At 71.6% G+C, this 25,456-nt stretch carries 21 protein-coding genes and 1 tRNA gene; 7 read left to right on the plus strand and 15 right to left on the minus strand.

Features of this window, described 5'->3' with window-relative positions:
- Positions 1-96 precede the first annotated feature (96 nt).
- Positions 97-184 (plus strand) — tRNA-Leu (locus NUT86_RS34150).
- Between the two features lie 298 nt (positions 185-482).
- Here NUT86_RS34150 and NUT86_RS34155 read toward each other — a convergent pair.
- The 3 genes from NUT86_RS34155 to NUT86_RS34165 are packed head-to-tail and all read right to left on the minus strand — an operon-like array spanning position 483 to position 5,101.
- Positions 483-2,045 carry a GMC family oxidoreductase gene (locus NUT86_RS34155; protein WP_274739212.1) on the minus strand — a complete coding sequence of 521 codons (1,563 nt, stop codon included), beginning with the start codon at positions 2,043-2,045 and terminating at the stop codon, positions 483-485.
- A gap of 15 nt (positions 2,046-2,060) precedes the next feature.
- Positions 2,061-3,644 carry an APC family permease gene (locus NUT86_RS34160; protein ID WP_106430898.1) on the minus strand — a complete coding sequence of 528 codons (1,584 nt, stop codon included), beginning with the start codon at positions 3,642-3,644 and terminating at the stop codon, positions 2,061-2,063.
- On the minus strand, positions 3,632-5,101 hold the full coding sequence (locus tag NUT86_RS34165) for an aldehyde dehydrogenase family protein (RefSeq protein ID WP_018090544.1): 1,470 nt from the start codon (positions 5,099-5,101) through the stop codon (positions 3,632-3,634). Before NUT86_RS34165 ends, NUT86_RS34160 begins: the two co-directional genes overlap by 13 nt.
- 233 nt (positions 5,102-5,334) lie before the next feature.
- On the opposite strand from NUT86_RS34165, the gene NUT86_RS34170 reads away from it, so the two are divergent.
- The gene (locus tag NUT86_RS34170; RefSeq protein ID WP_274739213.1) at positions 5,335-5,850 is read left to right on the plus strand and encodes a DUF6314 family protein; all 516 of its coding nucleotides are present in this window, start codon (positions 5,335-5,337) and stop codon (positions 5,848-5,850) included.
- A gap of 108 nt (positions 5,851-5,958) precedes the next feature.
- On the opposite strand, the gene NUT86_RS34175 is transcribed toward NUT86_RS34170, so the two are convergent.
- Positions 5,959-7,476 carry a hypothetical protein gene (locus NUT86_RS34175; RefSeq protein WP_274739214.1) on the minus strand — a complete coding sequence of 506 codons (1,518 nt, stop codon included), beginning with the start codon at positions 7,474-7,476 and terminating at the stop codon, positions 5,959-5,961.
- Between the two features lie 193 nt (positions 7,477-7,669).
- On the opposite strand from NUT86_RS34175, the gene NUT86_RS34180 reads away from it, so the two are divergent.
- Positions 7,670-9,004 (plus strand): PucR family transcriptional regulator, encoded by a 1,335-nt coding sequence (locus NUT86_RS34180; protein WP_274739215.1) that lies wholly within the window; start codon positions 7,670-7,672, stop codon positions 9,002-9,004.
- A 79-nt stretch (positions 9,005-9,083) separates the two neighbouring features.
- On the opposite strand, the gene NUT86_RS34185 is transcribed toward NUT86_RS34180, so the two are convergent.
- Together NUT86_RS34185 and NUT86_RS34190 are read right to left on the minus strand one after the other, a co-directional pair.
- Complete coding sequence (locus tag NUT86_RS34185) at positions 9,084-9,956, minus strand: class I SAM-dependent methyltransferase (protein ID WP_274739216.1); 873 nt, start codon at positions 9,954-9,956, stop codon at positions 9,084-9,086.
- Positions 9,957-10,021: 65 nt separating this feature from the next.
- Positions 10,022-10,669, minus strand: coding sequence for a TetR/AcrR family transcriptional regulator (locus NUT86_RS34190; RefSeq protein WP_109894394.1), 648 nt, complete (start codon positions 10,667-10,669; stop codon positions 10,022-10,024).
- 517 nt (positions 10,670-11,186) lie between these two features.
- Between NUT86_RS34190 and NUT86_RS34195 the strand changes: the two genes are divergently transcribed.
- Positions 11,187-12,002, plus strand: coding sequence for an SAM-dependent methyltransferase (locus NUT86_RS34195; protein WP_148589551.1), 816 nt, complete (start codon positions 11,187-11,189; stop codon positions 12,000-12,002).
- A 77-nt stretch (positions 12,003-12,079) separates the two neighbouring features.
- Here NUT86_RS34195 and NUT86_RS34200 read toward each other — a convergent pair whose 3' ends face one another.
- Together NUT86_RS34200 and NUT86_RS34205 are read right to left on the minus strand one after the other, a co-directional pair.
- Positions 12,080-12,988: a helix-turn-helix domain-containing protein gene (locus NUT86_RS34200; protein ID WP_148589552.1), complete on the minus strand. Its 909-nt coding sequence runs from the start codon at positions 12,986-12,988 to the stop codon at positions 12,080-12,082.
- Between the two features lie 112 nt (positions 12,989-13,100).
- Complete coding sequence (locus NUT86_RS34205) at positions 13,101-13,343, minus strand: DUF397 domain-containing protein (RefSeq protein ID WP_018090552.1); 243 nt, start codon at positions 13,341-13,343, stop codon at positions 13,101-13,103.
- A gap of 196 nt (positions 13,344-13,539) precedes the next feature.
- Between NUT86_RS34205 and NUT86_RS34210 the strand changes: the two genes are divergently transcribed.
- Positions 13,540-14,049, plus strand: a complete 510-nt coding sequence (locus tag NUT86_RS34210; protein ID WP_274739218.1) for an ATP-binding protein — start codon at positions 13,540-13,542, stop codon at positions 14,047-14,049.
- Positions 14,050-14,161: 112 nt separating this feature from the next.
- Positions 14,162-15,064: a LysR family transcriptional regulator gene (locus NUT86_RS34215; protein ID WP_274739220.1), complete on the plus strand. Its 903-nt coding sequence runs from the start codon at positions 14,162-14,164 to the stop codon at positions 15,062-15,064.
- A gap of 59 nt (positions 15,065-15,123) precedes the next feature.
- Here NUT86_RS34215 and meaB read toward each other — a convergent pair whose 3' ends face one another.
- From meaB to mutA, 3 genes are read right to left on the minus strand one after another with little or no spacing between them, the layout of a single operon-like run.
- Positions 15,124-16,131, minus strand: coding sequence for a methylmalonyl Co-A mutase-associated GTPase MeaB (gene meaB, locus NUT86_RS34220; RefSeq protein ID WP_148589555.1), 1,008 nt, complete (start codon positions 16,129-16,131; stop codon positions 15,124-15,126).
- Between the two features lie 10 nt (positions 16,132-16,141).
- Positions 16,142-18,415, minus strand: a complete 2,274-nt coding sequence (gene scpA / locus NUT86_RS34225; RefSeq protein ID WP_202466029.1) for a methylmalonyl-CoA mutase — start codon at positions 18,413-18,415, stop codon at positions 16,142-16,144.
- Positions 18,415-20,298 (minus strand): methylmalonyl-CoA mutase small subunit, encoded by a 1,884-nt coding sequence (gene mutA, locus NUT86_RS34230; RefSeq protein WP_093645440.1) that lies wholly within the window; start codon positions 20,296-20,298, stop codon positions 18,415-18,417. Before mutA ends, scpA begins: the two co-directional genes overlap by 1 nt.
- A 222-nt stretch (positions 20,299-20,520) precedes the next feature.
- On the opposite strand from mutA, the gene NUT86_RS34235 reads away from it, so the two are divergent.
- Positions 20,521-21,795, plus strand: a complete 1,275-nt coding sequence (locus tag NUT86_RS34235; RefSeq protein ID WP_274739222.1) for a DUF4185 domain-containing protein — start codon at positions 20,521-20,523, stop codon at positions 21,793-21,795.
- A 54-nt stretch (positions 21,796-21,849) separates the two neighbouring features.
- Here NUT86_RS34235 and NUT86_RS34240 read toward each other — a convergent pair whose 3' ends face one another.
- The 4 genes from NUT86_RS34240 to NUT86_RS34255 all read right to left on the minus strand — a co-directional run bounded on the left by NUT86_RS34240 (position 21,850) and on the right by NUT86_RS34255 (position 25,328).
- On the minus strand, positions 21,850-22,251 hold the full coding sequence (locus NUT86_RS34240) for a DnaJ family domain-containing protein (RefSeq protein ID WP_274739224.1): 402 nt from the start codon (positions 22,249-22,251) through the stop codon (positions 21,850-21,852).
- A gap of 124 nt (positions 22,252-22,375) precedes the next feature.
- The gene (locus NUT86_RS34245; protein WP_159485076.1) at positions 22,376-23,029 is read right to left on the minus strand and encodes a GerMN domain-containing protein; all 654 of its coding nucleotides are present in this window, start codon (positions 23,027-23,029) and stop codon (positions 22,376-22,378) included.
- The gene (locus NUT86_RS34250; protein WP_159485074.1) at positions 23,026-24,624 is read right to left on the minus strand and encodes a sensor histidine kinase; all 1,599 of its coding nucleotides are present in this window, start codon (positions 24,622-24,624) and stop codon (positions 23,026-23,028) included. Before NUT86_RS34250 ends, NUT86_RS34245 begins: the two co-directional genes overlap by 4 nt.
- Positions 24,621-25,328 (minus strand): response regulator transcription factor, encoded by a 708-nt coding sequence (locus NUT86_RS34255; RefSeq protein ID WP_018090562.1) that lies wholly within the window; start codon positions 25,326-25,328, stop codon positions 24,621-24,623. The genes NUT86_RS34250 and NUT86_RS34255 overlap by 4 nt, the downstream gene beginning before the upstream one ends.
- Between the last annotated feature and the right edge of the window lie 128 nt (positions 25,329-25,456).

A 25,456-nucleotide genomic window follows, 5' to 3' on the forward strand; every position in this document is an offset into this window, starting at 1 on the left:
TTATGTGGGCGACGGATACGCAGGTGAAGGGCACTCCGAAAGCTTGGTATTGTTGTCCATGTCGCCGCGGGGAACGCCCCGCGAAGATCACACCTAGTCCGGGTGGCGGAATGGCAGACGCGCTAGCTTGAGGTGCTAGTGCCCTTTATCGGGCGTGGGGGTTCAAGTCCCCCCTCGGACACCAGCGAAACCCCTGCTGAGCAGGGGTTTTCTGCATTTCTGGGGCGACGGGGCAAGAGGTGTCCAAAATGCCTGTTCCATCCCCTTTGTTTGGGAGTATCCTGAAGACCGGCCTACGGGGCGAGCGAGGGAGTTCGACCGGACTGGCCTCGGGGAAGGGAGCTCTGGCTCTCGCCGAGGACAAGAGGAAAGGTCGGGCTGAGAGGCCGAAAGGTCGTAAGACCGGACGGCGACCCCCAAGCACCTGATCCGGACAATGCCGGCGAAGGGAGCCCACCTCGTAGGTCTTTTGTGTGCCCCGGTCAGCCGCTCCGCATCATGTCCGCGCACTTCTCCCCGATCATCATCGTCGTGATGCACGGATTCACGGCCGGCAGGAACGGCATCACCGAACCGTCGGCCACCCTCAGACCCGTGACGCCCTTGACGCGCAGCTGGGGGTCGAGCGGTGTGACCTGGTCGTCGGCGGCGCCCATCCGGACCGTGCAGGCGGGGTGGTAGACGGTGTTGTGCGTGGTGCGGATGTAGTCGAGGAGCTCGGTGTCGGAGCGGGCGGAGGGGCCCGGGGCGAGTTCGGTGCCGGCCCAATCGGCCATGGGGGACTGGGAGATGATCTCGCGGGCGAGCCGCAGGCCGTGGATCATGACGCGCTGATCGTGTTCGTCGGTGAAGTAGCGCGGGTCGACCTTGGGCTTGTCACGGAAGTCGCGGGTGCGCAGGCGCACGGTGCCCAGGGAGCGGGCGCGGGTGACGTTCGGGGTGAGACAGAAGGCGTTCTCCGAGGTGGGGTAGCCGCGGCGGTAGGTGTTCATGTCGAAGGGCACCTGGCCGTAGTGGAACATCAGGTCCGGGCGGTCCAGGCCGGGCTCGGTGTCGGCGAAGATGCCGATCTCCCACCACTGGGTGGAGGAGCGGACCATGGGCTTCTTGGCGTCCCACATGATCACGCCCTCCGGGTGGTCCTGGAGGTAGGAGCCGACGCCGGGGGAGTCGACGATCGGTTCGATACCGGTGGCGCGCAGATGGGTGGCCGGGCCGATGCCGGAGAGCATCAGGAGCTTCGGGGAGTCGATGGAGCCGCAGGAGACGACGGTCTCACGGCGGGCGTTGACCGTGCGGGTGTGGATCAGGTCGGGGGCGAGGTAGTCCACACCGGTGCAGTGCCGTGCGGAGTCGAAATTCAGGCGCCTGGCCTGAAGACCGGTGCGTACGTCGAGGTTCTTGCGGGTGCCCATGACGGGGTGGAGGTAGGAGACCGAGGCGGAGGAACGGATGCCGTCGGGGCGGCAGTTGATCTGGAACCAGTTCGCGCCGCGGATGACGGTCTCGCCGGTGTTGAAGGCAGTGGTCGGGATACCGGCCGCCGCGCAGGCCTCCAGGAGGGCCGCACCGCAGGGGTCGTGGGGCGGGATGGTGCGCACGACGACCGGGCCGTTGCGGCCGTGGTGGTCGCCGGCGGCGTCGTTGTTCTCCAGCCGCTGGTAGAGCGGGAAGCAGTCGGCCGCGCTCCACCCCGTACAGCCCATCGCGGCCCACTCGTCGAGGTCCTCGGCCGGGGCCCAGAAGGCGATACAGGAGTTGTGCGAGGAGCAGCCGCCGAGCACCTTGGCGCGGGCGTGCCGCATGAAGCTGTTGCCGTTCTCCTGCGGTTCGACCGGATAGTCCCAGTCGTAGCCGGATTCCAGCAGCCCCATCCAGCGGTCCAGGCGCAGCACGTTCTCGTCGCCGACGTCGGAGGGGCCGGCCTCCAGCAGGCATACGGTGACGGTCGGATCCTCGCTGAGCCGGGCCGCCACGACGGCGCCGGCCGTGCCGCCGCCGACCACGACATAGTCGAACTCGTCCACAGGGGCCTCTTCGGACATCGTGCCGTCTCCAGATCAGGGGGTGGGGTTGCCTGCGTCGCCCGGGGTGCCGCCGTCCGGGCGGACGGCGGCGTGCATGGCGAGGACGCCCGTGCGCTTGCGCTGGACGAACCAGTAGTAGGCGAAACCGCCGATCGCCACGACGCCGATGAACAAGAAGGCGCCCCAGCGCAGATACCAGTGCTGCGGGCCGGTCGCGTTGTAGACCGCGGCGCGCGGCCAGGCGAGGTTGAGTGACATCGCGATGCCCCAGAGGACCGCCAGGATGTTCACCGGAATACCGAACCTGCCGAGGGAGAACTTGCCCTTGGCCGGCGTCCAGTTGCCCCGCAGCCGCTGGACCAGCATCGGCAGGGTGACCGACAGATACGCCAGATAGATCATGATGATCGCGATGCTGGTGATCACCGAGAAGATCTGCGGCTGGTTGACGTTGATGACCAGGATGCCGACCGCCACCAGCCCGATGACGACGGCCGGCAGCACCGGCGTCTGGAAGCGGGGGCTGACCTTGGCGAGCAGGGAGGCGGCCGGGAGGTTGTTGTCCCGGGCCATCGCGAACGCCAGCCGGATGCCGGCGGTGTGCACCGCCAGTTCGCACACGGTGATCGCGATGACCACACACCAGAGCACGATCTGCCCCACGGTCGAGCCCAGCGTGGAGAGCACCACGTACTGCAGCCCGTCCACCTTCAGCTGTTCGGCCTGCAGATCGGGCACCGAGAGCAGGGCGAAGAGCAGGATCAGACCGCCGATGAGGAAGGACGCGACCAGTGCCCGCAGGATCGCGCGGGGGGCGTTGCGGCCGGGGTCCTTGGACTCCTCACCGAGCGACGAGGCGGTGTCGAAGCCGTACATGACGTAGGCCGAGGCCAGTGACGCGGTCAGGAACGCGCCGAAGTAGCCGAGGCTCTCGCCCTCGCCCAGACCGAAGGTGTCGGTCACCACGTCGGGGCCGCGGGTGACATGCGCGGCGAGCAGCAGGATCAGGACGATGGCGGCGATCAGCTCGATCGCCACGCCCGCGGAGTTGATCCGCGCCATGAGCTTGACGCCGAAGGCGTTGACCAGGGTGGTGAAGGTGATCAGCACGGTGCCGAGCAGTACGGCGTTCTCGGCCGCGGACTTGCCGGTGCCGTCGCCGATGAACTGGAACCACGACGAGATCTGCGGCAGCGTCACCTGGTAGGCCAGCGCCACCGCGGACAGCGAGACCATGGTCGCGGTCACCATCATCCAGCCGCCGAGCCAGCCGATGTGCGGGCCGCCGAGCTTCTTGGCCCAGTTGTAGACCGATCCGGCCACCGGATAACGGGCGGCCAGCTCACAGAAGCACAGCGCCACCATCAGCTGTCCGGCGAAGACCATCGGCCAGGACCACCAGTACGCCGGGCCGCCATGGGCGATACCGAAGTAGAACAGCTGGAAGGTGCCGGTGAGGATGGAGATATAGCTGATTCCGGCGGCGAAGGTGTGGAAGTTGCCCAGCGTGCGCTTGAGTTCCGGCTTGTAGCCGAGTTCGGCGATCGCGTCGTCGTCGTGCGAACCGTCGGCCCGGGTGCCGGGGCGGGAGGATTCGGGACCGGTCACTCGAACCACCTCTGCGGCCGTGGCGCGGTGTTGCGCCAGACGTGCTTGGCCTCCTGGTACTCGGCCAGCCCCGCGGGCCCCAGCTCACGGCCGACGCCCGACTGCTTCATCCCGCCCCACTCCGCCTGTGGCACATACGGATGGAAGTCGTTGATCCACACCGTTCCCGCGCGCAGCCGGGCGGCGACCCGGTGGGCACGCTCGCTGTCCTGGGTCCACACCGCCCCGGCCAGTCCGTACACCGTGTCGTTGGCGAGCGAGACCGCCTCGTCCTCGTCGCGGAACCGCTCGACGGTCAGCACCGGGCCGAAGCTCTCGTCGCGGACGACGGACATGTCCGGGGTGCACTCGTCCAGCACGGTCGGCAGATAGTAGAAGCCGTTCGCCAGCGACGGATCGTCGGGTGCGGAGCCGCCGCAGAGCAGTACGGCGCCCTCGTCGAGCCCGGCCGACACATACGCCTCGACCTTTGCCCGGTGCGCGGCCGAGATCAGCGGGCCGGTGCGGGCATGCTCGTCGAACGGCCCGCCGAGCCGGATCCGCTGGGCGCGGGAGACCAGTTCGTCGACGAAGGCATCGTGCAGCTCCTCCTGGACGAGCAGCCGGGCGCCCGCCGAGCAGACCTGCCCGGAGTGCAGAAAGACCGCCATCAGGGCGTAGTCCACGGCGGTGTCGAAGTCGGCGTCCGCGAAGACGATGTTCGGGTTCTTGCCGCCCAGCTCCAGCGCGATCTTCTTCACGGTGGGCGCCGCCGCGGCCATGATGCGCCGGCCGGTGAGCAGACCGCCGGTGAACGACACCATGTCCACCCGCGGATCCTCGGTCAGCAGGGCACCCACGGCCGGGCCGGTGCCCAGCACCAGGTTGGCGGCCCCGTCGGGCAGTCCGGCCTCGGCCAGCAGCCGCATGAGGTGGATGGCGGTGTGCGGGGTCAGCTCACTGGGCTTCAGGACGAAGGTGTTGCCCGTGACCAGACAGGGCGCGACCTTCCAGGCGGTCTGCAGCAGCGGGTAGTTCCACGGGGTGATCAGCGCGCAGACACCGACCGGCTCGTGGCACACCGTGCTGGCGATCTCCGCGGCACCTGCGTCCACCACCCGGTCGGTGCCCCCGGCCGCGCCGAGGTTGCCGAAGTAGCGGAAGCAGTTGGCGATGTCGTCCATGTCGTAGCCGCTCTCGACCAGCCGCTTGCCGGTGTCCAGCGACTCGGCCCGGGCCAGCGCGTCCCGGTCGCGCTCCAGCAGCTCGGCGACGCGCAGCACCAGCCGGCCGCGCTCGGCCGCCGGGGTACGGGGCCAGGGCCCGTCGTCGAACGCCGTACGGGCCGCGGAGATCGCCGCCGCCGCTTCCTTCGGCCCGCCCTCGTCCACGGTCGCGACCAGCGTGCCGTCCGCGGGGCAGCGGATCTCGCGCACCTGCCCGTCGGCCGCTGCGGTCCACTGACCGCCGATGAACAGCTCCGGCATGGTGGTGCCTCCGGTCTCCGGGCTCGTACGGGGCGGCCGCGGCGGGCGCGGCCGCCCCGGCCGGCGGCGTCAGGCCGCCGGTCGGCCCGCCGTGCGGACCTCGGTGACGATCACTGCACCGAGAGTAAGACGGGCGGTGCGGCTCCGCACGGTACGAGGGGCCGGGGGAGAGGGGAGCGGCACCGGGCGGGGCCGACGGAGTGACACGGGCGGGCGGACAGGAGAATGGAGGGATGGGCAGCGAGCTGGGCCGGGACCGGAAGCCGGAGCGTGACGGGGATCGGGGTCGGGATCGGGAGGAGCCGGCCACGGGGCGGCACCCCGTTCCCGACGTCGCGGCGTACCTCTCCGGGCGCTGGAGCATCGAGCGCACCGTCCGCGACCTGCGGACCGGTGCCGAGGGCAGCTTCCGCGGCACCGCCGCATTCCGGCCCGACGCGGCCGGCGGGGGGCTGCTGCACAGCGAGGAGGGGCAGCTGAGCTGGGGCGGGACGGTGGCTCCGGTGAGCCGCACCCTGCGCGTACGGCCCCGCCCGGACGGCACCGCCGCGATCGAGTTCGCCGACGGACGGCCCTTCCACGACCTCGACCTGCGGACCGGCCGGTGGACCACCGTCCACCCCTGTGCCGCGGACCGGTACGAGGGGACCTTCACCGCCGTCGGGCCGGACACCTGGCATCTGGAGTGGCGGGTCGGCGGTCCGGCGAAGGACCAGTTGCTGTGCTCGGTCTACCGGCGGCTGGGGTGACCGCGACCGGGCCGGTGCGGGCGTCCGCGGGGCCGTCCCCCGTACACAGCGCACAGCACCCCCGGGGACAGATGTCCGCGGGGGTGCCGGCGTCGGTCAGATGAGGGTTCAGGCGGCGGGCAGCTTCCCCCGTCCGAAGAGCTTCCGCTCGTCGTGCAGCGCGAACGGCGTGGTCCGCAGATCGGCGATCTGGATGCCGAAGATCTTCAGTTGCAGCATCAGCTCGGTCTTCAGGTCATAGCCCGCGCTGAGCGCCCACGCCGGGGCTCCGCCACCGGTCGCCCCCGCGGCCCGTCCGGTGAGGTGGACGGACAGCTCGCCGCCCACGCCCGCCGTGTCGTAGAGGAACACCTCGGCCCGAGCCCCGATACGGGCCGTCGCGGAGGCCGCGCCCTCGACCCGCGGCGCCGCTCCCTTGGTCTGCTGCTGGGCCTCGTGCAGCGGCTTCCAGCCCTGGCTGCGGTCGTACTTCGCGCCGACGGCGAACGAACCGGCGGTGCGCTGGTCGGCGTCGAGCACGATGCGGCCGTCAGCGGAGAAGCGGTAAGTGAAGGTGACCTCGGTGCTGACCACGACGGGAATCGGGCCCACCCAGAAGACGTGCCGTCCGGTGACCGCCGCGAGCGGCACCGCGACCTGCCCGGTGTCCGCCTTGCCCTTGACCTTGCCGTGCACCTGCCAGCCATAGCCGTAGGAGCCGCCCAGGCCGATGGCCGCGCGCTGCGGCAGCAGGTTCAGCCCGCCGCGCTTCTCGTACTGGAAGATCAGCTCGGGCCGGAACGACACCTCGCCGGACAGCCGGGCGGGGGACTTGGCGGTCGCCTGCACGCCCTTGGGCAGCGGCACATTGACGCCCAGCCGCAGGGTGGTGAGCGCCTTGCGCGCCTCGGGCGACAGCGCGCTGCCGGAGGAGCTGGGGGCCGGGCGGGTGCCGGAGGGGACGAGCTGGGTGCGCACCCCGGAGGAGTCGGACGCCGACGGGCTCGGGGAGCCGGAGGCGGTGGCGTCCGGGCTGCCGGACGACGTGCCCGGGCTGCCGGACGGTGCCGGGCCGCCGCTGTCCGAACCGGCGCCGGTAGCGGGCTTCTTGACGGTGACACCCGAGGAGAGCGGCTTGACCGAGATCTCGCCGGGCTGCAACGCCGAGCGCTGGTCCACCTTCTGATCGCCGAGCAGCTCCGAGAGCGTGGCGGGGGACGTGGTCACCCGGACCTTGCCGTCGCGGGAGCCGGTGACCTTGCCGACCTTGAACAGCGCACCCGAGGGGGCGTGCCGGTTGGGCGCGGCGGCGATCACATCACCGGTCCGTACGGTCTTGCCGGCCGACGGCTTGAGCTCGGCCTGCTTGCGCTGCGCGTCGTACGACGAGAGCTGCACGGAGACCGAATTGCCGGAACGCGTCGGTGCGTCGGACGGCCGGGCGACCGCGGCAGCGCCCTCCGGACCGGAGGCGCGGGCATCGTCCGGCACGGCACCGGGGGCCGTCGGCCCGGTGGCGGGTATGCCGGCCGAGGACGTGCGCGGCGTGTCGGGACCCGAGAACAGGGCGTGGGTGCCGAGCGCGGCGGGGACGAGTACGCCGACCGCGGCGGCGGGCACCGCGAGGCGACGCCAGGAAACAGCCATGGGATTCCTTGATGGTGCGGGGGGTGGCGGGGAGGAACAGCGGGGCCGCGCACCGAACGCAGGGACGAGTCCGGATGACTGGGGAAAGTCATCCAAGATCGAACATCTGTAGGGGTTCGGGCGGCTTCCTCGTAGCATGGCGACGAATGATCGCTTTCGCCATGGGGAAAGACACCGAGTCGGGAGGGGACGGGTGGAGACTTCCACAACGGTGCCGGAGTCCGCCGCCGCGCTGCACGCCGGGATCGACGCGCTCACCGACGAGGTCATCGACGGCCTGCGGGCCCAACTCCCCTCCTACGCGGCGGTGTCGGCGGACCAGATCCGGCCGAGGGTGATGGCGTCGCTGCGCAACGGCCTCTCGCTGGTGCAGCGCTGGGCCGAGGAGCGGCGGACCGCGCGGGGAAGCGGCCGCGACGACGGCCCGGCGTACGGCATCCCGTCGGCGCACCTGGACGAGGTGACGGACCTGGCCCGTTCGCTGCCCGTCGAGGACATCATCTCGGCCTACCGGATCGGGACGGACATCGTCTGGCGGCGGTTCGGCGAGGAGATGACCGCCCGGGGCGGGACCGCCGAGGATCTGCTGCCGATCGCCGAGACCCTGCGGGCGTGGGTCGACGCCAACACCCTGCGGATCGTCCGCACCTGCCGGGTCGCTCTCCAGGGCGACGACCCGGCGGCGGACCGCCGGCATGCGGCCATGGTCCGCGCCCTGCTGCTCGGCGAGGCGCGGTGGGACAAGTCCCCGGCCGGCTTCGGCGCCTGGGGCGCCGGGCTCACCGGCGACAGGCCGGCCGACGGATACCGGACCGAGCGGCAGGCCGACGACGCGGAGACCGAGGACGGCTCATATGTGCACAGCGCCCTCCGCCTCCCCTTCCGTGCGCGGCTGCCCGAGGTTTCCCCGCCCGGCGACCCGGGCGGTGCCCCCGCCGCCGCGGGCCATGCCGGTCCCGGCGACCGCGCCTTCCGCCGGACCGTCGATCTGCTGCGTCCCTGGCTCGCCCTGGACGAGGCGGGGCGGCCCCTGGTCACGACCGTGGACGGGGATGTGGCCGGGCTGCTGGTCGGGCGCCCGGCCGGGCTGTGCCGCAGCCTGATGCTGGGACTGGGCGCCCCGGCGCCCGCGTCCGGACTCGCCACCGAATTCACCCGGGCCACCCAGGCGCTGCGGGCCGCCGCCGGATTCGGGCTCGTCGGGGCGTTCACCCGTGAGGAGCTGGGGCTACGGGCCACGGTCGTGGCGCTGCCGGCCGTGGGCGAACAACTGGTAACGCTCCGCCTGTCCCCGCTGGCCGAACGGGGCGAGGACGGCGCTCAGTTGGAGGAGGCCGCGGCCGCCTATCTACGACAGGGGCTGCGCCTGGAGGCTGCCGCGCGGACCCTCTACGTCCACCCCAACACCCTGCGCAACCGGCTCCGGCGCTTCGAGGAGATCACCGGTACCAACCTCCGTGACCCGGCGGATCTGGCCGAGGTCTGGTGGGCGCTGACCCACCGCCGGTTCCACGGGCCGGCGAGCTGAGCCGCATACGGCGGTTCCCGCCCGGTCCCGGAGGCCAAGGCACTCAACGGGACCGGACGGGGTGGGCCCGTCCGAAGGCTCAGTTCTTGACCGCCCGCAGTGCGTACAGCAGCGGAACGATCGGCTCCGACGGCGGAAGGCGCCACCAGCCGTTCTCGGCCGGCACCATCGCATCGAACCGCTTCCAGGGCAACATCTCGGTCTCCCGCACCAGTTCGACGGTCAGCCCCGCACCGATCACGGCGGAGATGACCTCCCCGAGCCCGTGCCGCCACTCATAGCTCGTCGTGGCTCCCTGCACCGGCGGACCGTCGGTGTAGGTGCACGGCGTATCGCTCCTGAGGGGACCGCGGCCGCCTGAGTAGTCGTTCCGGAGGAGGAGTTCTTGCTGGTCCGGCCCCCCGGCCGGCCCCAGGGAGTCCAGCAGCGGATGGAACTCGACCAGATAGAACGTCCCGCCCGGCCGGAGCAGTGAGCTGACGATCCCGGCCCAGGCGGTCAGATCCGGCAGGTAGCACAGCGCCCCCTTGCCGGTGTAGACGACATCGAACCGCCGCGCACCGAGCGCCTCCGGGGCCCGGTGCACATCGGCCTGGACGAACTCCATGGTCCGGCCGCCCTCCGCGGCGAGCCGCCGGGCCTCCGCGACCGCCGCCGCGGAGAAGTCGAGCCCCACCGTGTGCGCCGCGCCCCGTTCGGCGAACGCGGCCGTCTCGGTGCCCAGATGGCACTGCAGATGCAGCACGTCCCGCCCGGCCAGCTCGCCGAGATCCGTCCACTCGAACGGCGCGAACCAGTCCTCGGCGGTACGGGAGCCGTCCAGTCCGTAGAACTCGCTGGCCACATGAACCGGGGTACGGGCGTCCCAGTTCGCCTGGTTGGCCAGGACCATCTCCTCGGCGGTGGGCGGGATTCCGGGTAAGGGCGTCAGTTCACTCTTGTTCATGGTCATCCGTCCCTCCTACCCACCGGGCCGGGGAGGCCACCCGTAGGGGACGGAGGGACGGCCGGCGCCTCCTACCCCTCCTCGGCCGGTGTCGTCCACACCTCCCCGTCGAGGACATTGCGCATCCCCACCCACACCATGTTCATCAGCCGCACGGTGATCCGCTCCGGGGGCTCGTCGGGGTGGAGCACCATCCAGTCGGTGAGCGAGTCCGCCGCTCCGACCAGGGTGTACGCCACGAAGTCGGCCTCGTCGTCGGGGCGGGCGGGGCCGGTGCTCTCCGCGCCGCAGATCCGGACCAGCCCGGAGACCTCGGCGAGCACCGCCCGCCGGGTCTGCGCCAGCTCCGCCGCTATCGCCGGGCTCAGCTCCGACGCCTGCCGGTGCAGCACGACCCAGCTGTCCGGATGCTCGGTGACGAAGGTGAAGAACGCCAGCAGCCCCGCCCGCAGCCGCAGCTCGGGGGAGGGCGCGGGGCCCGCGGCGGCCCGGAACGCGGCCACCAGGCGCTCGGCCTCGCGGCGCAGACAGGCGAGGAACAGTCCTTCCTTGGAGTCGAGATAGAGATAGACCATCGGCTTGGAAATCCCGGCGAGTTCCGCGATCTCGTCGACCGAGGAGGCGTGGTAGCCGCGCTTGGCGAAGACCCCGATCGCCGCGTCGATGATCAGCTGCTCCCGGACCGGCCGGGGGATGCGTCGCCTGCGTGTATCGCTCATTCGTGCCAGCCTACCTCAGCCTTACTGATGGGTAAGTTTACTTCGAAGTAAGGTCGCGGGGGAGGGGACGCTGCTCGCCGGGGCCGCCATCGAGAGGTGTAAAGCGGGGTGACGGTGGTAGGCGACCCCACGCAACGCTCCATTCCGCAACGGCAGTTGTCCGGGTGGCTGCTGAGGCGGACGGATGCGGCAGGGCCCGGGTGTTCCTGGGCCGGGCCCGGACCGCGCGGGGCGTGCCCGGCGTTGGGTGTCGCCGGGAAATGGAACGGGCCGCCGCCTGTGAGTGGCGTGGTGGCGGCCCGTACCCCCGCATCGGCCGAAACCTTCTCCGTGGCCTGGCTGCCTATAAAGTGACGCGCCGTCACCTCGCGACCGGTCACAAGGAACACTGTCGCTCGTCTGCAACAACCGCCCTCCGCTAGGTATGTTGGGGACTGCGGGGCGTGGTCGTACAATCACGCAACGATCGGCCGCTGCCCCCTGGCTGATGGCTGCCGAAGCGACGGGAAAGTGTGGAATGAGCCAAGAAACGCGACCGCAGTCCAGCGCCGTCGACGTCAGCATCCCGAGTGTGGCGCGGATGTACGACTACTACCTCGGCGGCAAGGACAACTACGCGGTCGACCGCGAGGCCTGCGAAGAGCTGAGCAAGGTCGTACCGAGCACCCAGGTGCTGGCGATCAACAACCGGCGCTTTCTGCAGCGAGTGGTCCGCTGGCTGGCTCGTGAACACGGCATCCGGCAGTTCATCGACCACGGATCAGGCCTGCCGACCCAGGACAACGTCCACCAGGTCGCCCAGCAGGTCGACCCGGATTCCCGCGTGGTCTACGTCGACAACGACCCCATCGTGCTGGCACACGGCCGTGCCCTGCTGGAGGAGAACGCCAACACCGCCGTCATCCAGGCGGACATGCGGGACACCGACGGCATCTTCGGCAGCCCCGAGGTCGAGCGGCTGATCGACTTCGACAGGCCCGTCGCCGCGCTGTTCGTCTCCGTGCTCCACTGCATACCGGACGCCGACGACCCGGCCGGTCTGATCAAGCGGGTCGCCGACCGGCTGGTACCCGGCAGCTTCCTGGTGGTGTGCCAGCTGGTCAGCGAGGACGCCGCGACCCGCGACTTCGTCACCGAATTCATGCGGGTCAGCACCCACGGCCAGTGGGGCCGGGTACGACAGGCGCATGAGCTGGCCGGATTCCTGGAAGGGCTGGAGGTCCAGGAGCCGGGCCTGGTGGAGGTCTCCACCTGGAAGCCGGACGCGGACATCGGCCCCAAGCAGCTCACCCAGGAGTGGATCGAGTACGGGGGCGTCGCCCGCAAGCCGTAGCGGGGGCACCCGGCGACACGGGAGCGGGGCGGGGCACCCCGGTGGGTACCCCGCCCCGCTCCGCCGGCGCCTGCGGATCAGCTCTCCTGTTTGAGCAGCCGCTCCAGGATCGCCACGGATTCGCGCGGCGACTCGGACTGGGCGCTGAGCCGGTCCATCACCGCGAGGTAGTGGTCCACATCATCGCGCTTGTCCAGATAGAGCGCGCTGGTCAGCTGCTCCAGATAGACGATGTCGGGCAGATCCGGCTCCAGGAACCGCAGGATCGTGATCGGACCACCGGCCGCCGCCAGTCCACCGAGGCTGAACGGGGCGATCTGCAGCGTGACATTCGGCAGCTTGGTCATCTTCAGCAGATGTCTGAGCTGATCTGCCATCACCTCCGGCCCGCCGAGCGGGCGGCGCAGTGATGCCTCGTCGATCACCGCCCACACCCGCGGTGCGTCGGGGATGGTCAGCAGTTCCTGGCGCTGTACCCGCAGCTGCACCCGGCGCTCGATCTCCTCGGGCGAGGACCGCGGATGGCCGAGCTGCGCCACCGCACGGGCGTAGTCCGGGGTCTGCAACAGGCCCGGCACGAACTGGACTTCGTAGGTGCGGATCACCGAGGCGGCCTCTTCGAGGCCGATATGGGTCTCGAACCAGCCGGGCAGCACATCGCCGTACTGATGCCACCAGCCGGGGCTGCTGGTCCGGCGGGCCAGCTTGAGGAAGTCGGCGCGGACCGCCTCGTCCGTGACGTTGTAGAGCGTCAGCAGATCGGCGACATCGCGCTCCTTGCAGCTCACCCGGCCGAGTTCCAGGCGGCTGATCTTTGCGTGCGAGCCGCGGATGGCGTCCCCGGCGGCCTCACGGGTGATGCCCGCGCCTTCCCGCAGCCGGCGGAGCTGGGTGCCCAGCACGATGCGCAGGACGGTCGGGCCGCCCCGCGGATGGTCGAGATAGCGGCGCAGGGACGGACCGCTGCTCGGCTGCGCGGCGCTCATGCTGACTCCCCTGAGTGGTCGGGCGAACGCCCAGTGTCCCATCGCCCCGAGGCTGCGTACAGGCGGGGGGATTATCCAGTCGACATATGCGCCAATCGTGGCGGCATCCGCGTCAGTCCCGGGCGATGAGATCGTCGAAGTCGCCGTCCTTGGCGCCCTGGACGAAGGCCACCATCTCCTCGCGGGTGTATATGAGCGCCGGACCGGAGGCGAACCGGGAGTTGCGCACCGCCACTCCGCCGTCCGAAAGAACCGCCAGTTCAACGCAGTTGCCACTGGGGTTGCTGCGGCGGCTCTTGCGCCAGACGGCCCCTTCGATGCTGGTCGCCTGCATGCCGTTGCTCACCGACTCCATCACAACTGCTCCCTTGCTGGAGGGCGTTCCTCCGATCGATGCCGAGCCTGCGATCACCTTGGCGTGAACGAGCCCCTGTGTCGCCGTACTTACCGATGTAATTGCAGATGCACTTGCACCGGGCGACGGCTGACGAGGATATTAGCCCTCCGAGGCAGTCCGGCCCAGCCCCGAAATCCCCTTCGCGGAGATGTTGATGACCACACATCCGGCAGAGACCGTGCACGACGCCCTTCGGGAGGAACCGTATGAGGACGCCTGGTGGGCGCCCGCCCCCGACGGCTTCGCCGCCTGTGCCCTCAGCGGCCACGCGCGCACCGTGCCGGAAGCCCGCCGGTTCACCCGGGCGACCCTCGAAGGCTGGCGGGTGTGCGCCGGTCTCGCCGACGACACGGTCCTGGTCGTCTCCGAACTCGTCAGCAACGCCCTGCGCCACGGCCTCCGGGGCACCGGAGCGGGCGGCAAGGACACCGCGGCACCCGTCCCCTTCTGCAACGCCTGGCTGGCGCTGACCCGGCAGGAGACCACCGTGCTGTGCGCGGTCTCGGACGCCGGCCCCGGCACCCCCGTTATCAAGCCCCAGGACGCCCTGTCGGAATCCGGGCGAGGCCTGTACATCGTCGACCGGCTGAGCGACTCCTGGGGCTGGACGCCCCCCGACCGGTCAGGGAAGACGGTCTGGGCGACGATGTCGATGCGCGGCTGAGACCCGCCCGTACGGGACGCTGCGCCGGCCTCCCGTGAAGAACGGGTCCTGGCGCTGCCGTATGTGACGATTCCCGGGTCGCCGTTACCTGAGCGGAAGGCCCGAGAAACCGATGGATCTGCTGTCCCTGCGCTACTTCCGGGCGGTCGCGCGCCGAGAACACATCAGCCGGGCCGCCGAGGAATTACGGGTGGCCCAGCCCTCGGTGAGCCGGACGATCGCCCGGCTGGAGGCCGAACTGGGCGTGCCGCTCTTCGACCGGCACGGCCGGGCCATCCGGCTCAACCGTCATGGCGCCGCGTTCCTGACCCGGGTCGAGCGGGCGCTGGACGAACTCGACGACGCCCGCCGGGAAATGGCCGATGCGGCCGGACTCGACGACGGCGGGATCGCGATCGCCGCCGAGACCCTGCTGCCCCTCACCGAGCTGCTGGCGGGATTCCGCGCCGCCCACCCCGGCGTCACCGTCCGGGGCCTCCAGTCCACCCCCGAGATGATGCGGGAGCAGCTGCGCGCCCGGGAGGTGGACTTCTGCATCGCCTCGCAGCCGCTGCCCGGACCCGGTCTGGGCGCGCTGCGGCTGCTGCACGAAGAGGTGCTGCTCACGGTCCCGGCCGGGCATCCGCTGGCCGGCCGGGAACGGGTCACGGTCGAGGAGGTCGCGGAGGAACCCTTCATCACCACCAGGCCGGGCCACTGGCAACGGGCGCTGCTGGAGCGGCTGTTCACCGCGATCGGACGCCGACCGGTGATCTCCTGCGAGGGGGACGAGCCGGGTGCCACCCACTTCCTGATCGCGGCCGGTCTCGGCGTCGGCCTGATGCCCGCGCTGGCCCGCGCCGACCTCGCCTCGGTGCCGCTCGCCTGGCTGCACCTCGACACCCCCGACTGCGTACGGACCCTGAGCCTGGTCCGGCGCGAGGACAGCTATCTCTCCACGGCCGCCGCGCGCTTCCGGGACCTGGCCGTCGCCCACTTCGCCGAGAGGGGGCAACGTCCCGTATCGATGGGGTAGTTGAGGCGGGCGCGGTAGCTGAACTACGGCCGGCGCCCGGCCCTACACTTCTCCCGGCCCTACGCCTCTCCCGGCGCCCGGTCCGCCAGGCCGAAGGCCGTCAGCAGGCGTTCGGCGGCCAGTGTCGCGGTGATCTCGCCGTCGCGCACCGCGCGTTCGACCTCCGGACCCAGCCGGCGCACCTCGGGGTGCTCCTGGAGGCGGTCGATCAGCCGCTCGCGCACCATCGACCAGGTCCAGTCGACCTGCTGGGTACGGCGCCGCTCGGCCAGCGCCCCCGTGGACTCCAGCAGGGTGCGGTGCTGCTCGATCCGCTCCCAGACGCCCTTCAGACCGGTGCCCTCGCGGGCGCTGCAGGTCAGCACGGGCGGGGTCCAGGCCGCGTCCGGCGGCTGCAACAGCCGTAGCGCACCGGCCAGTTCGCGGGCCGCGGAGCGGGCGTCGCGCTCGTGCGGGCCGTCGGCCTTGTTGACGGAGACCAGGTCCGCCAGCTCCAGCACGCCCTTCTTGATGCCCTGGAGCTGGTCGCCGGTGCGCGCCAGGGTCAGCAGCAGAAAGGTGTCGACCATGCCCGCGACGGTGGTCTCGGACTGGCCGACGCCGACCGTCTCCACCAGGATCACGTCATAGCCCGCCGCCTCCATCACCACGATGGACTCCCGGGTGGCCCGTGCCACCCCGCCCAGCGTGCCGGACGTCGGGGAGGGCCGGACGAACGCCGCCGGGTCGGTCGCCAGCCGCTCCATCCTGGTCTTGTCGCCCAGGATGGAGCCGCCGGTACGGCTGGAGGACGGGTCGACGGCGAGCACCGCCACCCGGTGTCCCATCCCGGTCAGCAGTGTGCCGAGCGCGTCGATGAAGGTCGACTTGCCGACACCCGGCACCCCGCTGATGCCCACTCTGCGGGCCGAGCCGGAGTACGGCAGCAGCTCGATCAGCAGCCGCTGGGCCGCCGCCCGGTGGTCCGGGCGGGTGGACTCGACCAGGGTGACGGCGCGGGCGATCCAGGCACGGGAACCCGCCCGGACGCCCTCGGCGTACCGTTCGACATCGATCGTCGCAGGCATGACCCCCCGCTCAGAGCTCGTGGCCGAGGACCGACGCCAGGTCCCGCACCAGATCGTGGGCGGCCTCGGGGATGACCGTGCCGGGCAGGAAGACCGCGGCGGCGCCCATGTCCCGCAGCGGCTGCACATCCTGCGGCGGGATCACCCCGCCCACCACGATCGTGATGTCCTCGCGGTCCTCCGCCGCCAGCGCCTCCTTCAGCGCGGGCACCAAGGTGAGGTGACCGGCGGCCAGCGAGGACACCCCGACGATATGGACGTCCGCCTCCACCGCCTGGCGGGCCACCTCGGCCGGCGTCTGGAACAGCGGGCCGACATCCACGTCGAAGCCCAGGTCGGCAAAGGCCGTGGCGATCACCTTCTGGCCACGGTCATGGCCGTCCTGGCCCATCTTGGCCACCAGGATGCGCGGCCGGCGGCCCTCGGCACGCTCGAACTCGGCCACCAGCGCCCGGGTGCGCTCCACACCGGAGGAGGGGCCCGCTTCGTCTCGGTACACACCGGAGATCGTACGGATCTGGCCGGAGTGCCGCCCGTAGACCGACTCCAGTGCGTCCGAGATCTCACCGACGGTCGCCATGGCGCGGGCCGCGTCCACCGCCAGCGCCAGCAGATTGCCCTCCAGCCCCTCACCGGCACCGGACTTGGCCGCCGCGGTCAGCGCCTCCAGCGCCGTCCGGCAGGCGTCCTCGTCACGCTCGGCGCGCAGCCGCTTGAGCTTCTCGATCTGCTGGGCGCGCACCGAGGAGTTGTCGACCTTGAGGACCTCGATCTCCTCGTCGGTCTCCACCCGGTACTTGTTGACGCCGATCAGCGCCTGCCGCCCCGAGTCGATCCGCGCCTGGGTACGGGCCGCGGCCTCCTCCACCCGCAGCTTGGGGATGCCCGCGTCGATGGCCTTGGCCATCCCGCCGGCCGCCTCGACCTCCTCGATGTGCTGCCAGGCCCGCTGCGCCAGATCGTGGGTGAGCTTCTCGACGTACGCACTGCCGCCCCACGGGTCGATGACCCGGCAGGTGCCCGACTCCTGCTGCAGGAACAGCTGGGTGTTGCGGGCGATACGGGCGGAGAAGTCGGTGGGCAGCGCGAGGGCCTCGTCGAGGGCGTTGGTGTGCAGGGACTGGGTGTGCCCCTGGGTGGCGGCCATCGCCTCCACACACGTCCGCGTGACGTTGTTGAACACGTCCTGCGCGGTCAGCGACCAGCCCGAGGTCTGCGAATGGGTGCGCAGCGAAAGGGACTTGGGGTTCTTCGGCTCGAAGCGCTGCACCAGGCGCGCCCACAGCAGCCGGGCCGCCCGCAGCTTGGCGATCTCCATGAAGAAGTTCATGCCGATCGCCCAGAAGAAGGAGAGGCGCGGGGCGAAGGAGTCCACGTCCATGCCCGCCGCGATGCCCGCGCGCAGGTACTCCACCCCGTCGGCCAGGGTGTACGCCAGCTCCAGGTCGGCCGTCGCGCCCGCTTCCTGGATGTGATAGCCGGAGATCGAGATGGAGTTGTAGCGCGGCATCTTCTGCGAGGTGTACGCGAAGATGTCGGAGATGATCCGCATCGAGGGCTGCGGCGGATAGATGTAGGTGTTGCGGACCATGAACTCCTTGAGGATGTCGTTCTGGATGGTCCCGGCCAACTTCTCGGGCGGTACGCCCTGTTCCTCCGCGGCCACGATGTAGAGCGCCAGCACCGGAAGCACCGCGCCGTTCATCGTCATCGACACGGTCATCTTGTCCAGCGGGATGCCCTCGAAGAGCTGCCGCATGTCATAGATCGAGTCGATCGCGACGCCCGCCATGCCGACATCGCCGGTCACCCGGGGGTGGTCGCTGTCGTAGCCGCGGTGCGTGGGCAGGTCGAAGGCGACCGACAGGCCCTTCTGGCCGGCGGCGAGATTGCGCCGGTAGAAGGCGTTGGACTCCTCGGCGGTGGAGAAGCCCGCGTACTGCCGGATCGTCCAGGGCTGGTTGACGTACATCGTCGGGTACGGGCCGCGCAGATACGGCGTGATGCCCGGGTAGGTCCCCAGGAAGTCCAGACCGTCGAGGTCCGCCTCGGTGTACAGCGGCTTGACGTCGATGCCTTCCGGCGTCTCCCACGTCAGATCCGCCACGCCCTTGCCGGTGGCCTGCTGTACGGCCGCGGCCCACTCCCCGGCCCCGCCGGCGGCGTCCGTGGTGGCCGGGCCCCCGAGTTCGACCGTGCTGAAGTCCGGGATGGCGCCCTCGGGCGCCGAGGAACCGTGCGGCGGCCCGCCGACGGCGCCCGTCTGCTGCGTCGTCTCCTCCATCACGCCACCTCCATGACATCCAGGGCCGAGGACAGCACCTCGACCGCGTCGCAGCCCGTGAAGACGAAGGAGTCCACGCCTGCCGCTACCAATTCGTCCCGCTGCCCGCGCGGCTTGCCGGCCAGGTGCACCCGCAGCGCCCCCGCCGACTTCAGCGCGGCCGCCACGGCCGCCCCCTGCTCGCCGTACACCGCGTCGCCCGCGCACAGACAGGCGATCCGCGCGCCACTGCGGGCGAACGCCTCGGCCACCGACTCCGCATCCACCGGCGCGGGTTCGGCGACCGTCTCGATGCCGCCCGCCTGGAACAGATTGGCGGCGAACGCCACCCGCGCGGTGTGTGTCGCGACCGGGCCCAGCGCGGCCAGGAAGACCTTGGGGCGGGCGCCGCTCGCCGCCAGATGCGCATCGGAGCGCGACCGCAGCCGCTCGAACGTATCGTCCCTGCGCACCCGCGGCAGCCCGCCGCCGATCGGCGCGGGCGCCGGCTCGCGGTTCACCGGCGGCTCGGCGAGGTGCGGGAACTCGCTGACCCCGGTGATCGGTTCGCGCCGGTGGGCGAGGTCCTCGGTACGGCGCTCCCAGGTCTCGGCCAGCCGGCCGGCGATCATCCCGGAGCGCAGTGCCGCGGCCTGGCCGCCGGCCCCCTCGATCTCCTGGAACCACGCCCAGGCCGCACGGGCCAGCTCATCGGTGAGGCTCTCCACGTACCAGGAGCCGCCCGCCGGGTCGATCACCTTCGACAGATGCGACTCCTCCAGCAGCACGGACTGGGTGTTCCGGGCGATCCGGCGGGCGAACGCGTCGGGCAGGCCCAGGGCGGCGTCGAACGGCAGCACCGTCACCGCGTCGGCGCCGCCCACTCCCGCGGACAGCCCGGCGACCGTGGTGCGCAGCATGTTCACCCACGGGTCCCGACGGGTCATCATCACCGTGGAGGTGACGGCGTGCTGGCGCTGCGCGGACGCGGCGGGGGAGGCCCCGCACACCTCGGCGACCCGCGCCCACAGCCGGCGGGCCGCGCGCAGCTTGGCGATCGTCAGGAACTGGTCGGCGGTGGCGGCATAGCGGAACTCCAGCTGCCGGCAGGCGTCGTCGATGCCGAGGCCGGAATCCGTCAGCTGCCGCAGATAGGCGACGCCGGTGGCCAGCGAGGTGCCCAGCTCCTCGGCGGCGGAACCGCCCGCCTCGTGGTAGGCCAGCGCATCGACGGCCAGTGCCCGCACACCGGGTGCCTCGGCGGAGCAGCGCGCGGCCATCCGGGCGGCCGACTCCAACTGGACGCGCAGCTTGGCGTCGTCGCCCGTACGGGCCAGCAGACCGAGCGGGTCGGCGCCCAGGCAGCCGGCGGCCTCGCGCACCGGCGCACCGGACGCGGTGTACAGCCGCAGCAACTCCTCGGCGGCCGCCGCGAAATCGGCGCCCGCGTCCAGCACCACCGCGGCCAGGTCCAGATAGACCCCCTGCAGCGCCTGCTCCAGACCGGCCACCGGCACCCCGCCGTCGCCGACGGTCAGCCAGACCGAGGTGACGCCGTTCTCCAGATCGGCCAGGACCGATTCATTGGCGCGCCGCGGATCGGTGTGGACATGGCGCTGGCGTACGTCCCACCCGGCGACGGTCGTGCCCTCGGGCCGGCCGGCCCGTACGAACGGCGGGAAGCCCGGGTGGCCCGGGGCGGCCGTACCGTCCTCGGCGGTGTAGAGCGGGCGGACGCGGATGCCGTCCTGGAGATCGGTGGCGAGCGTGTCCTCGGCGGCGGCGCCCGTTGCCTCTGCGACGCCCGATTTGCGCAGCACGCCTTCGACGAGGCGCTGCCACTGTGCGCGGTCGGCATCCGGGAAGGCTGCGGCCAGGGGGAGTTCGGGGGACTCGGCGGTCATGGCAGCAGGCTAGGCGAACGACCGTTAGCTGGAGCAGGGGCTCCAGCTGTGACGTTGCACTCGTTGACCGCGCAGAAATGTTGATATCCATGGGCCGGATGGGGCAGGTGGGGCGGGTCGCCCGTATCGCGCGGAGTCATCATGTGACCCACGGGCCGCGCCTCGGCCGGGGCGTCGGCGCAGGTTCAGTACGGTGGGCGCGGCACCCGACCGAGGAGCGCGATGCCCAAGGCGCCGCTGACCCGCACCGTGACCGCCGCCACGCTGCTGCTGGCCGTCGCCGCGCTCCTCTTGGCCCTTCCACGGGCCGGCGCCCCCGGCCGCGCCGCGGACTGCACCGGACGCCGGATCACCTCCTGGTCCGCCGATTCCCGGCATACCGCGGAATTCGCCCGTTACGGCAATGACAACACCCGGACGGACGACTGGACCGGCGGCGACGGCACCCACTCGGTGCGGCTCCCCGACGGCCGGACGCTCTGGCTCTTCTCCGACACCTTCCTCGACCGCGTCCAGGCACCGCCCAACCCACAAGGGGAGAACCGCCGTTGGCGCACCACCGACACCGGCGGCACCCCGTTCCTGCGGCACAACTCCGCCGTGGTGATGTCCCGTTCGGGCCGCCTGGAGCGCACCCTGACCGGCGGCACCGCGGCGGCCCCCGGACCGTTCTTCCCCGACCCGCCCGGCGGCGGCTGGCGCTGGCCGGTCCGCGCGAGCGTGGAGCCCCGCAGCCCGGGATCGCCCGAAAAAGTGGTCCGTGTCCTGCTGTGGAACCGCGCCCCCGGCACCGGACCGTGGATCTTCGGCCTGCCGCGCGGCACCGAGGTCGCCACGCTCTCGCTCCCCGGCCTGCGCCTGGAAGGCATCACACCGGCCGTCGGCCCGAGCTCGGCGGACCCGGGCCGGCGGGTCCTCTATGGTGCGGCGGCGGTCCGCGACGGCGGCTGGACCTATGTCTTCGGCAGCGACGACCCGCCGTCGTCACCGGCCTCCAGCGCCTATCTCGCCCGGGTCCCGGCCGGGCGGCTCGGGGACCGCGGAAGCTGGCGGTTCTGGGACGGCGCCCACTGGCAGCGGCGGGCCGGGCGGGCCGCGCCGGTGCTGCGGGACGGCGGCCGGCGCGGCGTGGGCAGCGCCTTCACCGTCGTCCGCGACGGCCCCGCCTGGGTGCTGATCACCATGGACACCGGGGGCGGCGGCGCGGCCGGGATGCGGTCCCTCACCAGCTACTGGTCCTGCTCGCCCCACGGCCCCTGGCACGGGCCGAACGGCCGGCTCACCCCGCCCCGCCCGCCGGCCGCCGACCCGCAGTACGTCGCCGCCTACAACCCGCAGGCGCATCCCGAATTCACCGCGGACGGCGCGCTCGTGCTCAGCTACGACATCAATTGGCTCGGTCCGCCCGGCGTCCCGGCCGACCCCCGGCTCAACGGCGATGTGGATCTGTACCGGCCGCGGTTCCTGCGGATCCGGATGGGCCCCGCCGGGCGGTGAGCCGGGGCGCGCGGTCCGGCGGCCGGTCCGGTCGGACGGTCGGCCTCCGGTCGTTCAACTCCCTTGCTGCTCCCGCCACTTGCGGGCCACCTCGTCGATGTCGAACGGCACGAGGTTCAGCGGCGGGCCTTCGAGGGGGGTGCGGAGCGCCGCGCTGATGCGCTCATTGACCGCCGTCAGGATGCGGCGCAGCGCCGCCTCGGTGGGAGCGGCGGCCGCGGCCTCCAGGGCGTCCTCCGCCTCCTTGCGCAGGGCGAGGGTCGGCGGCAGGTAGGAGAGGTGCTCCCGGTGCATCTTTTCCTTGATCCACCACATCTCGTCATACGGCTGGTCGAGGTGGGGGAGGGGCTTGCCGGCGCCCGCGAGACCGGCGAAGTCGCCGCGCTCCGCCGCCTCGCGGATCTGCTTGTCGATCCAGGTCTCGAAGGTGACACCGGGGGGTTTGCGCTCGGTCATCGCGTGCGTCTCCCGAGGGTTCAGGGACCTTTCGGCCGGTCCGCACCGGGCGGCGTGCCAGGAAGGTGCGTTCCTGCTTTCACGGTAACGCGGAGCCGGGGCGCGAGGGGCGGCCCGTGGCGGTTCAGCCCGTCGGGTCCGGCTCCCTGCCGGCCTCGCCCGCCCCGGACCCGCCCGCGTCGGCGGGACGGGTCGGGCTCGGCTCGACGACGGGAAAGGCGTTGTTGCCGCCGCACACCATGGGGCCGACCTTGTCGGCCTTGCTCACGAGCGTCACGGTGACCTGCCCCGGCGGCTTGTCCCCGGGCACCCGGGCGTTGGCGGCGGTGCACACCAGCTGGTTCAGCGAGGCGGAGTCCAGCAGCTCGACGCCCAGCGGCAGGGTGATCACGACGGCGCCCTCGCGGGTCTCGGCGGTCGGCGCGGCGAGGAACTTCGGCAGCACACTGGTCAGGCCGCGCATCCGCTCCGCGTGGTTCGGCCCCTTCATGAGCAGCCGGAGGGCCTCCTCCGGCTCGGCCGGTGTCTTCGCCGGCCGGGTCGCTGAGCGCAGTCCGGAAGGCCCGTAGAAGAACAGCTGGACATCGGCGTCGGGCTGGCCCGGCGACTTCACTCCGGTGGCGGGCTCGCCGGCGTCGATGACATCGGTGGGCGCGATACCGCAGCCCGCCAGCGCCCCGGAGAGGGCGCCGGCCAGCGCCCCGGTGAGCACACCGCCCAGGACGAGCCGCCGGGCCCGCACCGCACGCAGGGCGTTCAGGGCGTTCGTGGCGCTCATATGTGGTTCTCTTCTCCGGCTTCGGGACGCGTGCCGTCCCGGTTGTCGTCCGCGGTCTCCTCGCCCGCCCAGGGGGCGTCCGGCGGGTCGGCCGCCCTCTCGGCCGCCGACCCGGCCGGCTCGCCGTGGCGCAGCGGCAGATCCACCGTGAACACCGCACCGCCCTCGGGGGAGTTGGCGGCGCGCATGACGCCGCCGTGCAACCGTACGTTCTCCATCGCGATGGCCAGACCCAGGCCACTGCCCTCCGAACGGGCGCGGGCGGAGTCCGCCTTGTAGAAGCGCTCGAAGACGTGCGGCAGCACCTCGGGGTCGATACCGGGCCCGCTGTCGGAGATCTCGATCAGCAGCCGGTCCGCGCCCGGCTCCGGGGCGTGCAGCCGCACCCGGACCGGTTCGCCGCCGTGGTGCAGGGCATTGCCGACCAGGTTGGCGACCACCACATCGAGCCGCCGCGGATCGAGCCGGGCCCGTACGTCGGCCGGAAGCTCCGCCGTCACCCGCTTCTGCCAGGCCCTGGCCTGCAGGGTCTTGCGGATGGTCTCGGCGACGTCCACCTCGTCGAGATGGAGCGCCGCGGCTCCCGCGTCGAACCGCGAGACCTCCATCAGGTCCTCCACCATCCGCGCCAGCTTCCCGGTCTCCTGGCTGATCAGCCGGACCGCGGAGGCGGTGTCGGGGTCGAGGGAGTCGGCGTCCTCGTCGAGCACATCGGTGACCGCGGTCATCGCCGCGAGCGGTGTCCGCAGCTCGTGCGACACATCAGCAGCGAACCGCCGGGCGTTGGACTCCAGCCGGCGCAGCTCGGCCATGCTCTCCTCCAGCCGGGCCGCCATGTCGTTGAACGTCCGGGACAGATCGGCGAGTTCATCGGCGCCCTTGACCTCCAGCCGGGTGTCCAGCTTGCCCTCGGCGATCCGCCCGGCGGCCTGCCGCAGCCCCCGTACGGGCCGGAGCACACCGCGCGCGGCGAGCAGCGCCGGGATCACGGTCAGCACCAGCACCGGCAGCGCGCCCCGCTGGGCGGCGGCCACCAGCGCCTCGATGTTGGCCTCCTCGTCGTCCAGCGGAACCTGGGCATAGACGGAGAGCGCGGAGGCCTTGCCGTCGGTCTGCCGCACCGGCATCCCGATCAGCAGGGAGGGACTCCCGTCGCGGGTCACACGCTGGAAGACCGGTACATGGCGCTTCTCCACCGAACTCGTGAAGGCGGCCGGCATCACGAGGTTGCTCCGCGTGCTCCCCGCGCCGCTGTCCCGCATTCCGCGGTACCGCACCGAAATGTCCCAGTCCCGCGGCTGTCCGGAGCGCTCCAGCTGGACCCGGAGGGAGTCCAGGTCCGCCTGGGCCGGCGGCACCGGGAGCTCGGGCGCCAGCGAATTGACCTGCGCCCGCAGATCGTTGACGGCGGTGTCCTGGGAGCTCTGGAGGATGGCGTTACGGGCCTCCTGGTAGGTCAGCAGCGCGGTGGTCAGCGCACTGACCGCGGCCACCACCAGGAATCCCACGACGAGCCGGGCCCGTAGTCCACGCAGCAGCTGGGGGTTCCCGTGCCGGAGGCGGGGGAGGTCCGCCCAGCGGCGGGGGCGCTTCACAGGGGTCCGAAGCGGTAGCCGAAGCCGCGCACGGTCTGGACGTAACGGGGGCTGCGCGGGGTGTCCTCTATCTTCGTCCGCAGCCGCATGACACAGGCGTCGACCAGCCGCGCGTCGCCGTGGTAGCTGTGCTCCCACACCTGCTCCAGCAGCTGCTGGCGGCTGAAGACCTGCCCGGGGGTGGCGGACAGGAACAGCAGCAGTTTCATCTCCGAGGGGGCCAGGGCCAGGTCCTGGCCACCCTTGCCGACGACCAGACCGGCGCGGTCTATGGCGAGTTCGCCGTAGGTCTCGACCGGGGCCGGGCCCGGCTCGGCGGCGGCCGGCGTGCCGTCGGCCGGCAGTGCGGTACGGCGCAGCACGGCACGGATGCGGGCTTCGAGGACCTCACCGCGGGCCGGCTTGATGATGTAGTCGTCGGCCCCGGCCTCCAGCCCGAGCACCACATCGAGGTCGTCGCCACGGGCGGTCAGCATGATGATCGGCAACTGCCGGTCGGCGCGGATCAGCCGGCAGACCTCGAAGCCGTCCTTGCCGGGGAGCATCAGATCCAGCAGCACGATGTCCGGACGGAAACCCGGCAGGACATCGAGACCCTCCTCGCCGCTGGCCGCGGCGGCCACTTCGTGGCCGCGCCGCCGTAGCGCGAGGGTCACTCCGTCCCGTACGGCGGCGTCGTCCTCGATCAGAAGTACACGTGGCATGGGTCCAGTATCAATAAGTTTCATGATGGATCCGTAACAGGAGCAGCCTGCTCGATCCCTGGTGCATCTGTCGTGGTGCAAGGCGGTGCGAGTGCAGCACCCACCGCCGGTCGGAACGCACACGAGCA

This window comes from Streptomyces sp. G7(2002), from assembly GCF_028870195.1.
In the GTDB taxonomy this organism is placed as follows: domain Bacteria; phylum Actinomycetota; class Actinomycetes; order Streptomycetales; family Streptomycetaceae; genus Streptomyces; species Streptomyces nigrescens.